The sequence below is a fragment of the Xanthomonas sp. LMG 12459 genome (assembly GCF_009192905.1).
GTDB classification, from domain to species: domain Bacteria; phylum Pseudomonadota; class Gammaproteobacteria; order Xanthomonadales; family Xanthomonadaceae; genus Xanthomonas_A; species Xanthomonas_A sontii.
Genome location: NZ_NSGT01000085.1, coordinates 1 through 13,959, shown reverse-complemented (window position 1 = coordinate 13,959; position 13,959 = coordinate 1). Strand labels below are relative to the sequence as shown.

General features: G+C 71.0%; 12 protein-coding genes. 11 read left to right on the top strand and 1 reads right to left on the bottom strand.

The window, feature by feature from the left end; all coding sequences use genetic code 11:
* Positions 1-123 precede the first annotated feature (123 nt).
* The 5 genes from CEK65_RS17100 to CEK65_RS17080 all read left to right on the top strand — a co-directional run bounded on the left by CEK65_RS17100 (position 124) and on the right by CEK65_RS17080 (position 5,578).
* A complete protein-coding gene (locus tag CEK65_RS17100; RefSeq protein ID WP_017914155.1) occupies positions 124-543 on the top strand; it encodes a hotdog fold thioesterase in 420 nt (139 codons plus the stop codon).
* Positions 544-656: 113 nt separating this feature from the next.
* The gene (locus tag CEK65_RS17095; RefSeq protein WP_019801786.1) at positions 657-1,451 is read left to right on the top strand and encodes a lysophospholipid acyltransferase family protein; all 795 of its coding nucleotides are present in this window, start codon (positions 657-659) and stop codon (positions 1,449-1,451) included.
* A 67-nt stretch (positions 1,452-1,518) separates the two neighbouring features.
* Positions 1,519-2,511, top strand: coding sequence for an alpha/beta fold hydrolase (locus CEK65_RS17090; protein ID WP_017908100.1), 993 nt, complete (start codon positions 1,519-1,521; stop codon positions 2,509-2,511).
* Between the two features lie 359 nt (positions 2,512-2,870).
* Positions 2,871-4,946, top strand: a complete 2,076-nt coding sequence (locus CEK65_RS17085) for a tetratricopeptide repeat protein (protein ID WP_152182469.1) — start codon at positions 2,871-2,873, stop codon at positions 4,944-4,946.
* A gap of 20 nt (positions 4,947-4,966) precedes the next feature.
* Positions 4,967-5,578 carry a YbhB/YbcL family Raf kinase inhibitor-like protein gene (locus tag CEK65_RS17080; protein WP_152182468.1) on the top strand — a complete coding sequence of 204 codons (612 nt, stop codon included), beginning with the start codon at positions 4,967-4,969 and terminating at the stop codon, positions 5,576-5,578.
* 221 nt (positions 5,579-5,799) lie between these two features.
* On the opposite strand, the gene CEK65_RS17075 is transcribed toward CEK65_RS17080, so the two are convergent.
* The gene (locus CEK65_RS17075) at positions 5,800-6,591 is read right to left on the bottom strand and encodes an undecaprenyl-diphosphate phosphatase (RefSeq protein ID WP_017908899.1); all 792 of its coding nucleotides are present in this window, start codon (positions 6,589-6,591) and stop codon (positions 5,800-5,802) included.
* Positions 6,592-6,814: 223 nt separating this feature from the next.
* On the opposite strand from CEK65_RS17075, the gene glnA reads away from it, so the two are divergent.
* The 6 genes from glnA to CEK65_RS17045 all read left to right on the top strand — a co-directional run.
* Positions 6,815-8,224: a type I glutamate--ammonia ligase gene (glnA, locus tag CEK65_RS17070; RefSeq protein ID WP_017908900.1), complete on the top strand. Its 1,410-nt coding sequence runs from the start codon at positions 6,815-6,817 to the stop codon at positions 8,222-8,224.
* Positions 8,225-8,549: 325 nt separating this feature from the next.
* Positions 8,550-8,888: a P-II family nitrogen regulator gene (locus CEK65_RS17065; protein ID WP_010341076.1), complete on the top strand. Its 339-nt coding sequence runs from the start codon at positions 8,550-8,552 to the stop codon at positions 8,886-8,888.
* A gap of 19 nt (positions 8,889-8,907) precedes the next feature.
* Positions 8,908-10,353, top strand: coding sequence for an ammonium transporter (gene amt / locus CEK65_RS17060; protein WP_170268085.1), 1,446 nt, complete (start codon positions 8,908-8,910; stop codon positions 10,351-10,353).
* Positions 10,354-10,681: 328 nt separating this feature from the next.
* Complete coding sequence (locus CEK65_RS17055) at positions 10,682-11,719, top strand: ATP-binding protein (protein WP_193314201.1); 1,038 nt, start codon at positions 10,682-10,684, stop codon at positions 11,717-11,719.
* A gap of 10 nt (positions 11,720-11,729) precedes the next feature.
* Positions 11,730-13,160, top strand: coding sequence for a nitrogen regulation protein NR(I) (ntrC, locus tag CEK65_RS17050; RefSeq protein WP_152182467.1), 1,431 nt, complete (start codon positions 11,730-11,732; stop codon positions 13,158-13,160).
* 307 nt (positions 13,161-13,467) lie between these two features.
* Positions 13,468-13,959 (top strand): superoxide dismutase family protein (locus CEK65_RS17045; protein ID WP_226980623.1); only part of this gene is annotated, 492 nt, incomplete at its 3' end.

Sequence of the window (13,959 nt, the reverse complement as noted above, 5' to 3'; positions counted from 1 at the left end):
GGATTGGGGATTCGTAAAAGCAGATCCCTGCGACTTGATGCCCCGTGCAGGCGCGATAATGTCAGTGCCGGGGATGCCGCTCTTGCCAATCCCCAATCCCGACTCCCCAATCCCGGCCCTCCAATGCCCTTTCGCGAACCTGCCGATCTCGCCGTCCTCAACGCCGATTGCCGCGACACCCTGATCGCGCACCTGGGCATCGTCTTCACCGAAGCCGGGCCGGACTGGTTGCGGGCGACGATGCCGGTGGACGCGCGCACGCGGCAGCCGTACGGGCTGCTGCACGGTGGCGCATCGGTGGTGCTGGCCGAGACCCTGGGCAGCACCGCCGGCAACCTGTGCGTGGAGCCGGGGCGGATCTGCGTGGGTCTGGAAATCAACGCCAACCACCTGCGCGCCGCGCGCAGCGGCGTGGTCACCGGCACCGCGCGGCCGCTGCACGTGGGCCGGACCACGCAGGTGTGGGAGATCCACATCGAGGACGCGGCCGGCAAGCCGGTGTGCGTGTCGCGGCTGACCCTGGCGGTGGTCGACCGCGGCTGAGCCCGGTGCCGGGCTGAACCCTGCCTCGGCGGTCAGGGGCGACGTGTCTGCGGCCGCGTCTTCGGGGTGACACAATTGTCCGCTAGGCCCCCGCTTCCGGTACCCTTGTTCGAATGAGCGAGTTCTCCCCACCCGCCATGCGCCAATACGGTGGGGCGCTGCGCTGGGTCCGTTACGGCTACCGCGTGCCGCTGCTGGCGTTGCACGTGCTGTTGTCGCTGCCGTTCCTGCTGGTGTGCATGGCGCTGTCGCCCGGCCGCGCCGGCACCGAGTCCTTCGGCGACCGCATGGTCTGCTGGTGGTCGACCTGGCTGCTGCGCATCTTCGGCCTGCGCGTGCGCCGCATCGGCGCGCCGCTGCCCAATCCGGTGCTGTTCGTCGCCAACCACGTCAGCTGGATCGACATCGTGATGCTGCACAGCCAGCGCATGATGGGCTTCGTCGCCAAGCGCGAGATCGCCGGCTGGCCGCTGGTCGGCTGGCTGGCCGCGCGCGGGCAGACCATCTTCCACCAGCGCGGCAGCACCGAGTCGCTAGGCGGGGTGTTGCAGGCGATGCTGGAGCGGCTGCGCTCCGGCTGCTCGGTCGGCGTGTTCCCGGAAGGGCGCACCCGCAGCGGCCAGGACGTGGGGCCGTTCCATGCGCGCATCTTCCAGGCCGCGGTCGAGGCCGAGGTGGCGGTGCAGCCGGTGGCGCTGCGCTACGGTGCCGGCGGCTCGGCGCAGCAGATCGTCGCGTTCGGCCCGCACGAGAGTTTCTTCGCCAACTTCCTGCGTCTGCTCGGCGAGCCGGGGCGGGTGGCCGAGGTGCATTTCCTGGAGCCGATCCGGCTGCAGGACGTGGAAGGGCGCCGGCGCATCGCCGAGATCTCGCGCGCGCGCATCGTCACGGCGATGGCACAACCCTGAACAGCGGGACACTGCCGACGCCGCGCTTGACCGATTACTCCAGTCGACAGGCGCAAGCTCGCTGCCCATGAACGCGACCGATTACTCCCCCCCTCGCTGGCTGCGCAACCCGCACGTCCAATCGGTACTGGGTTCCAGCCTGCTGCGCGTGCGCCGTGGCGAACAACTGCTCGCCGCCAGCGGCGCCACCACCACCTCGCACATCCTCGACGGCGGCGATGGCGTGCGCCTGCAGGGCTGGCTCAGCGTGCCGGCCGGCGAAGCGCCGCGCGGCACCGTGCTGCTGCTGCACGGCTGGGAAGGCAGCGCCGACTCCAGCTACATGCGCCTGACCGCGGCGAAGATGCTGGCGCTGGGCTACCAGGTGTTCCGGCTCAACTTCCGCGACCACGGCGGCACCCACCACCTCAACGTGGACCTGTTCCACTCCGAGCGCCTGGACGAAGTGGTCAACGCCGCCTGCGACCTGTGGCAGCGCTTCCCGGCGCCGACCCTGCTCGCCGCCGGCTACTCGCTGGGCGGCAACTTCGCCCTGCGCCTGGCGCTGCGCGCGCCGGCGGCGGGGCTGCCGCTGCAGCACGTGGCCGCGGTGTGCCCGTTGCTGGACCCGGCCACCACCATGCAGCGGATCGAGAACGGTCCGCAGTTCTACGACTGGTATTTCCGCCGCAAGTGGCGCGAGTCGTTGCTGCGCAAGCGCGAACTGTTCCCCGACCGCCACGGCTACGACGACGCCACCCTGGCGCTGGACATGCGCGGGCTGATGGCCTGGCTGGCCGAGCGCCACGCCGGCTTCGCCAGCCTGGACGCCTACTTCGACAGCTATTGCATCGCCGGCGAGCGCCTGCAAGGCCTGCGCGTGCCGGCCGACATCCTGATGGCCGAGGACGATCCGGTGATTCCGCTGGACGACTTCCGCAGCTGGCGCCTGCCCGACCTCGCCCGGCTGGAGATCGCCCGCTGGGGCGGGCATTGCGGCTTCATCGAGAACGCGCGCGGCGACGGCTTCGCCGAACGCTGGGTGGCCGAACGGCTGACCGAGGGGCTGGTGGAGGCCTGACCGGCGTTGCGCGCAGGCCGGCGGGCGATCTCGCCCGCGCCGGCGTGCGGCAGGCGGTCAGCAAGGTGGGCGCACCGGGATTCCCGGGTGCGGCACGCGTCGATGCTCCTTCCGCCGTTCCCGCACCATCACCGCCGCCACCACGTAGCGCTGCCCGGCGCACCGAGTCATCTGCGCAGCCCGGCATGTTCGACGCGCCTCGCCGCCGCGTGGTCTCAGTCCCCCCGCAGCGTCGGCGACATGGCCGCTCCCAGCGATGCCCGATGCGCCCGATGTGCCCGCCGCGCGGACGCAGGTGCCCGCGCAGGGCGGCCCGATGCTCCCGCTACAATGCGGGTTTGCCCCAACGCCGGACCCACATGCACCAGCCCATTCTCGACGCCCTGCGCCGCCAGGATACCGCCGACGCGCTGCGTCTCGCCCAGACCTGGGCCGCCGAGGCCGCCGACGACCCGCAGGCCTTCCGCTGGCTGGCGCTGGCGCAGCAGCAGCACGGCGAGACCGCCGCCGCCCTCGACAGCATCGGCCGCGCGATCGCGCTGGCGCCGGAAGACGCCAGCCTGCACCTGCTGCACGCCGGCATGCTGGTCAGCGCCAACGACCTGGCCCAGGCCGAGGACGCGCTGGCGCAGACCGCGGCGCTGGATCCCAACGAATTCCTTGCCTACGTGATGCGCGCGCACCTGGCGCTGGGCCGCGGCGACCTGGACGAAGTGGAGCGGCTCAGCCGCACCGCCGCGCGTCTGCAGCCGGAGCATCCGCAACTGCTCGGCGTGGACGGCATGCTGGCGCTGCGCCGCGGCGACGCCGACCGCGCGCTGGCGCTGCTCGCGCGCGCCAGCAACGCGCTGCCGGAGGACCCGCGCCTGCTCTACGCGCTGGGTTTCGCCTACCTGGACAAGCAGCACTTCGCCTTCGCCGAGACCGCGTTCCGCCGCGTCGCCGCGCTCACCCCGGGCACCGGCGCGGCGATGATGGCGCTGGTCGCGCAGCTGGCCTACCGCCAGGGCCGCCTGGACGACGCCATCACCGCGCTGGAGGCGGTGCTGGCCGATCCGGCCGGCGATACCGCCAACATGCGCCGGCTTGCCGGCGAATACGCCCTGCAGGCCGACCGCCCGGCCGAGGCGCTGGACCACCTGCGCCGCACCCTGGCGGTGGCCCCGGCCGACCGCCGCACCCTGCACGCCGCGCTGATCGCCTGGCAGCGGCTGGGCACGATCGACGATGCCCGCGCCACCCTGGAAGCGGCGCTGGCCACCACCACCGACGCCCACGACCTGTGGCTGGCGCGGCTGGCGCTGGAGCCGGTGGGCGGCCCCGAGGCGCGCGCGCTGATCGCGCGCTGGCAGGCGGCGATGCCGGCGCACGTGCCGGCGCTGGAAGCGCAGCTGCGGGTGCACGACATGGCCGGCGAACGCGACCAGGGCGAAGCCGTGGCGCAGCGCATCGTGGCGCTGGAACCGGGCCGGCTCAGCGGCGAGGAACGCCTGGTCGAGGCGCTGCTGGAGCGCGGCGAGCACGACGCCGCCATCACCCACGTGCGCGGCCTGATGCAACGCATGCCCGAACGCGACCGCACCGTGGTGCGGCCGTGGCTGGCGGCGGTGCAGGATGCGGCCGGGCGCCCGGACGACGCACTCGCGACCTGGGTGGCCTTCCAGGAGGAGCAGCTGCCGCACCGCCTGCCGCTGCCGCCGCTGGGCCAGGCCCCGGCGCAGTGGCCGCCGCTGGGCACTGTCGACCCGCAGAACCAGGCCCGCCCGCTGTTCGTCTGGGGTCCGCCGGGCAGCGGCGTGGAGCGGGCGATCGCGGTGATCGACGCGGCCAGCCCGGTATTGCGCGGCGACCGCTTCGGCCAGCAGCCGCCGACCGACGGCCTGCAGCGCTTCCGCAGCATCGAGGAACTGGACAGCGGCGCCCTGGACGGTGCGGCGCTGGTCGCCGAGTGGCGTGCGCAACTGCCGGCGCGCGGCGTCGGCGACGGCAACATCGTCGACTGGCTGCTGTGGTGGGATAACGCGCTGCTGCGCGCGCTGCGCCCGCACCTGCCGGAAGGACGGCTGCTGGTGGTGCTGCGCGACCCGCGCGACATGCTGCTGGACTGGCTGGCCAACGGTGCCCCGGCGCCGCTGGGCCTGGCCTCGCCGGAGACCGGCGCGCAGTGGCTGGCGGCGGTGCTGGCGCAGGTCGCCGACCTGCACGAACAGGATCTGTATCCGCATCATCTGGTGCGCCTGGACGGCACCGAGCACGATCCGGCCGGCGTGGCGGCGGCGCTGCAGGACGCGTTCGGTGTGGCGTTCCCGACCATCGCCACGGTCGGCCCGCCGCGCCTGGCCGCCGGCCATTGGCGTGCCTATGCCACGCCGCTGGCCGCCGCGTTCGCGCTGCTGACGCCGGTGGCGGTGCGCCTTGGCTACCCTGAAACCTGATTCCCCACGGAGATTCACGCATGCGTCTTCGCAGTGACAGCATCCAGCCGGGTCAGCCCATCGCCGCCACCTACGCGATGGGCCAGGCCGACGGCTTCGGCGGCAACCGCAACCCCCACCTGGCCTGGGACGCGGTGCCGGCCGGCACCCAGTCCTTCGTGCTGCTGTGCGTCGATCCGGACGTGCCGACCGTGGCCGAGATGGTCGGCCGCGACGACGTGCAGATCCCGGTCGAACAACCGCGCACCGAATTCGTGCATTGGGTGGCGGTGGACCTGCCCGCGGATCTGCGGGAGATCGCCGAGGGCAGCGCCAGCGACGGCGTGGTAGCCAAGGGCAAGCAGCAACCGCCCGGACTGGACGGCGCGCGGCAGGGACTGAACAGCTACACCGACTGGTTCGCCGGCGACGCGGCGATGGGCGGCGACTACCACGGCTACGACGGCCCGTATCCGCCGGCCAACGACCTGCGCGTGCACCGGTACTTCTTCCGCCTGTTCGCGCTGGATGTGGCGCGCCTGGACGTGCCGGCACGCTTCACCGCCGCCGATGCCTTGCGCGCGATGCAGGGCCACGTGCTGGCCGAAGCCAGCCTGCACGGCACCTACAGCCTCAATCCGGCCGCGAAGTGAGCACTAAAGCCCCTCTCCCCCCGGGAGAGGGGTTGGGGTGAGGGTCCGGCGCGCGAAGCGCTTAGCGCGATCTGACATTGCGAGGCTTCGCCCGTACCCTCATCCGCCCCTTCGGGGCACCTTCTCCCGAGGGGAGAAGGGAGAAGCCATAGCCCCTCTCCCTTCGGGAGAGGGGTTGGGGTGAGGGTAAGGAGCGCGCAGCGCCTCGCCGACTCAACCCCTCACGCCGCCGGCAACCACAGCAGCAACGCCGCGCCCAGCACGATGCGGTACACCGCGAACGCGGTGAAGCGGTGCGACTTGATGTAGCCCAGTAGCCACTTCACCACCACGAAGCCGGTGACCATCGAGGCGACGAAGGCCAGGGCCACGTCGCCCCAGTTCTCGCTGCCCAGGCCGCCGTCCTTGTACAGCTCCAGGAACGAATAGGCGCTGGCCGCGAACATGGTCGGAATGCCGACCAGGAAGGCGAATTCGGCCGCGGCCGAGCGCTTGCTCAGGCCCAGCAGCATCGCCAGGAAGATCGTCGCCGCCGAGCGCGAGGTGCCGGGGAACACGCCGGCCACCACCTGCGCCAGGCCGACCGCGATGGCCACCGTCCAGGTCACCGTCTCGCGCTCCGGCATGCGCGCAGCGAAGTACTCGGCCACCAGCATCCACACGCCGCCGATCACCAGCGCCCAGGCCACCGGCTGCACGCTGTCGGGCAACTGCCAGCCGGCCTTGCGGACGATGAGACCGACCACCGCGGTCACCAGGAAGGCGGCGCCCAGCTTGAAGGCGTAGTCGCGGTTGGCGCGGTCGCCCAGGCCGGTGGCCAGATCCCACAGGCGCTGCCGGAACACCAGGGTGGTGGCCAGGATCGCGCCAGCCTGGATCACGATGTTGAAGAAGTCGGACCGGTGGCCGAGCCAGCGCTCGGCGATCAACAGGTGCCCGGTGCTGGAAATGGGCAGGAATTCGGTCAGGCCTTCGATGATGCCCAGCAGCAGGGCCGACAACAGATCGCTCATGGAGGAGAGGGTCGCTTTGGGGGAGGGGAAGCTGCGCAAGGATAGAGCATCCGCCTCGCGCACAAATTTGGTGCATTCAGGTGTGAATGCACCACAAAAGTGCAGTGCATTTGCATCCTTCGCGTGCACGCTTCAGCAGAATCAAGGGCTTGTGAGTGCCATACGCTTGGCATGGCGATTGCTGATACTCGCCCACGCCCTTCACAACCCGAGGTTGCATCGAATGTCTGCGGAAACTATTGAGAAGCTGGTCAAGGACAACAAGATCGAGTTCGTCGACCTGCGCTTCGTCGACATGCGCGGCGTGCAGCAGCACGTCACCTTCCCGGTCAGCATCATCGAGCCGGCGCTGTTCGAGGAAGGCAAGATGTTCGACGGCAGCTCGATCGCCGGCTGGAAGGGCATCAACGAGTCGGACATGGTCCTGCTGCCCGACGCCGACACCGCCTTCGTCGATCCGTTCATGGCCGATCCGACCCTGGTGCTGACCTGCGACATCCTCGACCCGGCCACCATGCAGAGCTACGGCCGCGATCCGCGCGGCGTGGCCAAGCGCGCCGAGGCCTACCTGAAGTCCAGCGGCATCGCCGACCAGGCGTTCTTCGGCCCGGAGCCGGAATTCTTCATCTTCGACGGCGTGCGCTTCGGCAACGAGATGGGCCACACCTTCTTCAAGATCGATTCGGAAGAGGCGGCCTGGAGCAGCGGCAGCAAGATCGAAGGCGGCAACAGCGGCTACCGTCCGGCGGTCAAGGGCGGCTACTTCCCGGTCCCGCCGACCGACTCGCTGCAGGACCTGCGCGCCGAGATGTGCAAGACCCTGGAGCAGGTCGGCATCGAAGTCGAAGTGCACCACCACGAAGTGGCCACCGCCGGCCAGTGCGAGATCGGCACCAAGTTCAACTCGCTGGTGAAGAAGGCCGACGAGCTGATGATGATGAAGTACATCATCAAGAACGTCGCCTACCGCAACGGCAAGACCGCGACCTTCATGCCCAAGCCGATCGTCGGCGACAACGGCTCGGGCATGCACGTGCACCAGTCGCTGGCCAAGGGCGGCACCAACCTGTTCTCCGGCGACGGCTACGGCGGCCTGTCGCAGATGGCGCTGTGGTACATCGGCGGCATCTTCAAGCACGCCAAGGCGATCAACGCCTTCACCAATTCCGGCACCAACAGCTACAAGCGTCTGGTCCCGGGCTTCGAGGCGCCGGTGATGCTGGCCTACTCGGCGCGCAACCGTTCGGCCTCGTGCCGCATTCCGTGGGTGTCCAACCCGAAGGCGCGCCGCATCGAGATCCGCTTCCCGGATCCGCTGCAGTCCGGCTACCTGACCTTCGCCGCGCTGATGATGGCCGGCCTGGACGGCATCAAGAACCAGATCGACCCGGGCGCGCCCAGCGACAAGGACCTGTACGACCTGCCGCCGGAAGAAGAGAAGCAGATCCCGCAGGTGTGCTCCAGCCTCGACCAGGCGCTGGAAGCGCTGGACGCCGACCGCGAGTTCCTCAAGGCCGGCGGCGTGTTCACCGACGACTTCATCGACGGCTACATCGCGCTGAAGATGCAGGAAGTGACCAAGTTCCGCGCGGCCACGCACCCGCTGGAATACCAGCTGTACTACGCCAACTGAGTTCCACGCGCGGCGATGGCGAAGGCTTCCCCTCCCTCCTTCGCCATCGCCGCCACCTGCCCGGCTGGGGAGCCGCGCAGGTGGTCCGCGCCCACCATCGCGTCATCGAGTGTCCAGGGGATGGACCGCGCAACAGAGCGCTTGCGTGCCGTGGGCCACGTTCCCTCCCACGTCGCCGTCGCCGCCGCACCTTGGGTGCGGTGGGCCACGGCGTGATCCACGGAACGCATCGCGCAGCAGCACCCGCGCCGTTCGCGGCGCGGTCGATGGGCCCAGTGCCGGTCGGCCTTCGGCGGCCGGTTCCTTCCACCAACGGGGTATGCGCATGAAACTGATCACCGCCATCATCCGGCCATTCAAGCTCGACGAGGTCCGCGAGGCCTTGTCGCAGGCTGGGGTGTCCGGCATCACCGTCACCGAGGTCAAGGGCTTCGGTCGGCAGAAGGGCCACACCGAGTTGTATCGCGGTGCCGAGTACGTCGTCGACTTCCTGCCCAAGATCAAGATCGAGACCGTGGTGACCGACGAGCGTCTGGACGCCGTGGTCGAGGCGATCCAGGGCGCGGCCGGCACCGGCAAGATCGGCGACGGCAAGATCTTCGTCACCGCCATCGAGCAGGTCGTCCGCATCCGTACCGGCGAAATCGGCGCCGATGCGCTCTAACCCCACCTTGGAGCCCTTCATGAAGACAGGTCTGTTCGCCGGGTGGAAGGCCCGGTTCTACGCGGTATGCATGCTGATGCTGGTCAGCGCGATGGCGGTCGGCATTCCCGGCAAGGCGTTCGCCCAGGCCGAAACCACCCCGGCGCCGACGCCGGACGTGGTCACCGAACAACTGACGCCGCCGCCTGCACCGGCCGCCGCGCCGGCCGCGGCCGCGGCCACGCCGGCGCCGGTGGTGGACAAGGGCGACGTCGCCTGGATGCTCACCTCCACGCTGCTGGTGCTGCTGATGGTGGTGCCCGGCCTGGCGCTGTTCTACGGCGGCATGGTCCGCGCCAAGAACGTGCTGTCGGTGCTGATCCAGGTCGGCGTGGTGTTCTCGCTGATCGCGGTGCTGTGGGTGGTGTACGGCTACAGCCTGGCGTTCGCCGATGGCGGTCCGTTCATCGGCACGCTGCACAAGGCGCTGCTGGCCGGCGTCGACACCACTACGCTGGCCGACACCTTCTCCAAGGGCTTCAAGCTGCCGGAGTACGTGTTCGTCGCCTTCCAGCTGACCTTCGCCGGCATCACCGGCGCGCTGATCGTCGGCGCCTTCGCCGAGCGGGTGAAGTTCGCCGCGGTGCTGCTGTTCGTGGTCATCTGGTTCACCTTCGGCTACCTGCCGCTGGCGCACATGGTGTGGTCGGCCCCGGGCTTCCTGTTCGGCAAGGGCGCGCTGGACTTCGCCGGCGGCACCGTGGTCCACATCAACGCCGGCGTGGCCGGTCTGGTCGGTTCGTACTTCGTCGGCAAGCGCCTGGGCTTCGGCCACACCGCGCTGAAGCCGCACAACGTGACCCTGACCTTCGTCGGCGCCTCGCTGCTGTGGGTGGGCTGGTTCGGCTTCAACGCCGGCTCGGCGCTGGAAGCCAACGCCACCGCCGCACTGGCCTTCCTCAACACCCTGCTGGCCACCGCCGCGGCGGTGCTGGCCTGGTCGCTGACCGAGAAGGTGATCAAGGGCAAGTCCTCGGCGCTGGGCGTGGCCTCGGGCATGGTCGCCGGCCTGGTCGGCATCACCCCCGCCGCCGGCACCGTGGGGCCGTTCGGCGCCATCGCCATCGGCGTGGCCGCCGGCGTGATCTGCGTGTGGGGCGTGACCGGGCTGAAGAAGCTGCTCAATGCCGACGACACCCTGGACGTGTTCGGCGTGCACGGCGTCGGCGGCATCGTCGGCGCGATCCTCACCGGCGTGTTCACCGACAAGGCGCTGGGCGGCATGGGCTACGCCGAGGGCGTGACCATGGGCCACCAGGTGCTGGTGCAGGCCGAAGGCGTGCTGATCACCGTCGGCTGGATCGGCGTGGTCTCGGTGGTCGGCTTCCTGATCGCCAAGCTGGTGATCGGCCTGCGCGTGCCGGAAGACGCCGAGCGCGAGGGTCTGGACATCACCTCGCATGGCGAATCCGCCTACGAGTTGTGAGGTTCGCCGGCCCGCGACGGCGGTCGCGGGCCTTGTCGCAGCGCGTGTGACCGGCGCTGGTGGCCGGTCCACGCGGCCGCGGCCTTCGCCGGCGCTTCCTGGGGGGAAGCGCCGGCCATTCTCAAAAGATCGAGGTATTCCGCGTGGCCATTCGCCTCGCCACACCCCCGGCTTTCCGCAAGATTCCTGGTTGCGTCGTGATGCAGGGCCGGGTGGCACCACCCACTGGTCGTCAGGCGGCTGCGCGACGCGCCATCCGCAAGGGCAGCGGCCGCGCCATGCGCCGCTCGCCCGTGCCGCCTGCCTGGCTTTGCACTACATTGGTGCAATGGCCATGAACACTACGCCGCCCCCGCTTTCCGCCCTTGGCACCCCGGTGGTCTGGGCGGATACCGACGGCCGCCTGCGCGGCGCCAATCCCGCTTTCGCGCGCTGGCTCGGGGTCAGCGTGCGGCGCCTGCTCGACCAGCCGCTGGCCTCGCTGGAAGTGCAGGGCGATGCGCTCGCACGGTTCCTGCGCAACGACGAGCGCGACGTGCTGCGCCTGCACCGCATGGCCCTGGCCGTGCCCGGCGAGCCGCCGCGCTTCGCCGAGGGCTGGCTGTCGCGGCTGGACGACGGCGGCTGGCTGCTGGAAGCGCACCCGGTCGACGAGTTCCCCACGCCGGACCCGGCGCAGGCCCTGCCGAACGCGCTCAGCGCGGCGCTCAAGGGCCTGGCCCACGAACTGCGCAATCCGCTGGCCGGGCTCAAGGGCGCCGCGCAGCTGCTGGCGCGCCGCGCCCAGCACCGCGACGAGGACGAGCGCGAACTGATCGAACTGATCGGCGCGGAGATCGAGCGCCTCAACAGCCTGCTCGACCAGTTGCTGTCGCCAGCGCCGGCGCGCCCGCACGCCATGCTCAACATCCACGCGGTGCTGGAGCGGGTGCTGCGCCTGGCCGAGAACGAAGGCGGCTGGTCGGTGCGCCTGCAGCGCGACTACGACCCCAGCATCCCCGAATTCCTCGGCGATGCCGACCGCCTCACCCAGGCGGTGTGGAACCTGGTGCGCAACGCGATCCAGGCCGGCGCCGCGCAGGTCACCTTGCGCACCCGCGTCGAGCACGGCCAGCGCATCCGCGACCGCGTGCACGCGCGCGGCCTGCGCCTGGAGATCGTCGACGACGGCCGCGGCGTGCCCGAGGAACTGGCCGAGCACCTGTTCCTGCCGCTGGTCAGCGGCCGCGCCGAAGGCAGCGGCCTGGGCCTGGCGCTGGCCCAGCAGGTGGCGCGCGAGCATGCCGGCTCGCTGACCTACCGCTCCCGCCCCGGCCACACCGTGTTCACCCTGCTGCTGCCGCAGCGCGCAGCGGACACCGATTAGGAGCACTGCGATGACCGACTCCCTGCAAGGAACGCAACGTATCTGGGTGGTCGACGACGACCGTTCGGTGCGCTTCGTGCTGTCCACCGCGCTGCGCGACGCCGGCTACAGCGTCGACGGCTTCGACAGCGCCGCCGCCGCGCTGCAGGCGCTGGCGCAGCGGCCCATGCCCGACCTGCTGTTCACCGACGTGCGCATGCCCGGCGACGACGGTCTGGTGCTGCTGGACAAGCTCAAGGCCGCGCACCCGCAACTGCCGGTGATCGTGATGTCCGCCTACACCGACGTGGCCAGCACCGCCGGCGCGTTCCGCGGCGGCGCCCACGAGTTCCTGTCCAAGCCGTTCGACCTGGACGATGCGGTGGCGCTGGCCGCACGCGCGTTGCCCGATCCCGGCAGCGCCATCGCCGCGGCACCGCCAGTGACGCCGGCCGGGCAGGGCAGCACCGAACTGATCGGCGACACCCCGGCGATGCGCGCGCTGTTCCGTGCCATCGGCCGGCTGGCGCAGGCGCCGCTGTCGGTGCTGATCAACGGCGAGACCGGCACCGGCAAGGAACTGGTCGCGCACGCGCTGCACACCGAGTCGCCGCGCGCGCGCAAACCGTTCGTCGCGCTCAACACCGCCGCGATCCCGGCCGAACTGCTGGAGAGCGAACTGTTCGGCCACGAGGCCGGCGCCTTCACCGGCGCGCAGCGCCGCCACATCGGTCGCTTCGAGCAGGCCGACGGCGGCACCCTGTTCCTGGACGAAATCGGCGACATGCCGCTGCCGCTGCAGACCCGGCTGCTGCGCGTGCTGGCCGAGAACGAGTTCTTCCGCGTCGGCGGGCGCGAACTGATCCGGGTCGACGTGCGGGTCATCGCCGCCACCCACCAGGATCTGGAAGCGCTGGTCGAACAGGGCCGCTTCCGCGCCGACCTGTTGCACCGCCTGGACGTGGTGCGGCTGCAGTTGCCGCCGCTGCGCGAGCGCCGCGCCGACGTGCCGCAACTGGCCGAGAACTTCCTGGCGATGGCCGCGCGCAAGCTCGACACCCCGCCCAAGCGGCTGGCGCCGGCGGCGCTGGACGCGCTGCGCGCCTATCCCTGGCCGGGCAACGTGCGCGAACTGGAGAACGTGTGCTGGCGTCTGGCCGCGCTGGCGCCGGCGGAAATCATCGATGCCGGCGACGTCGAGGCCGCCCTGCTGCGCGGCGGCCGCCGCGAGCGCAGCGGCGACGGCGGCGAGTGGGATACGCAACTGTCGGCCTGGGCGCAGCAGCGCCTGTCCGACGGCGCCGAGGGCCTGCATGCCGAGGCCCGCGAACGCTTCGACAAGGCGCTGCTGGAAGTGGCGCTGCGCTTCACCCAGGGCCGCCGCGCCGAAGCCGCCGCCCGCCTGGGCGTGGGCCGCAACACCGTCACCCGCAAGCTGGGGCCCGGGCGGCGGCGGCGCTGAGGAAGGAGCCGGGACCCGGGACCCGGAGGCCCGGGACAGCGCGGACTCAGGGGCGGACAGATGTGCGACATGCGCTTGCTGGACTCGGGACGTCGATTTCCGGTTCGCGCTCGTTTACACGCCAGGGGATTCGCTGTGGCCTTGCCTCATGCGCCGCTGCGCTGACGCGTCGCTACGCTTTCCGGGTCCCGGGTCCCGACCGCACCACCGAGCCCCGCCTCCGGCCAGCTAGACTGCGCCCCGTGCACCTTCATGGGGTCTGCACGGCCGCCCCTCTAGTTTCGCCCTGCCACAGGAGTCGATGTCGATGCGTTACGGATTGCCCCTCGCCGCGAGTGCCTTGTTGATGCTGGCCGCGTGCAGCAGCGCGCCGCCCAAGGCCCCGCCGCCGCCGCCCAAGGCGCCGCCGTTGCCCAGTGCCGGCACCGTGCAGCAGGCGCAGGCCGTGCTGGCGCCGGCCTCCGGCAGCCTGGTCAGCGGCAAGCTGTCGCTGGTCGCCGCCCCCGGTGGCGTGCGCATCACCGGCACACTGGGCGGCTTGCAGCCCAACCGCAGCTTTGCCTTCCATGTGCATGAGCGCGGCGACTGCAGCGCGGCCGACGCCAGCAGCGCCGGCGGTCACTTCAACCCGCTCGGTGCCCCGCACGGCCGCGCCGGCAGCGGCCCGCACCACGCCGGCGACATGGACAACCTCAACGCCACGGCCGATGGCACCGCGCAGATCGACGTGCTGCTGCGCGGCGTGGTGCTCGGCGGCGGCGCGGCCAACGATATCGTCGGCCGCGCCGCCGCCGAGCAC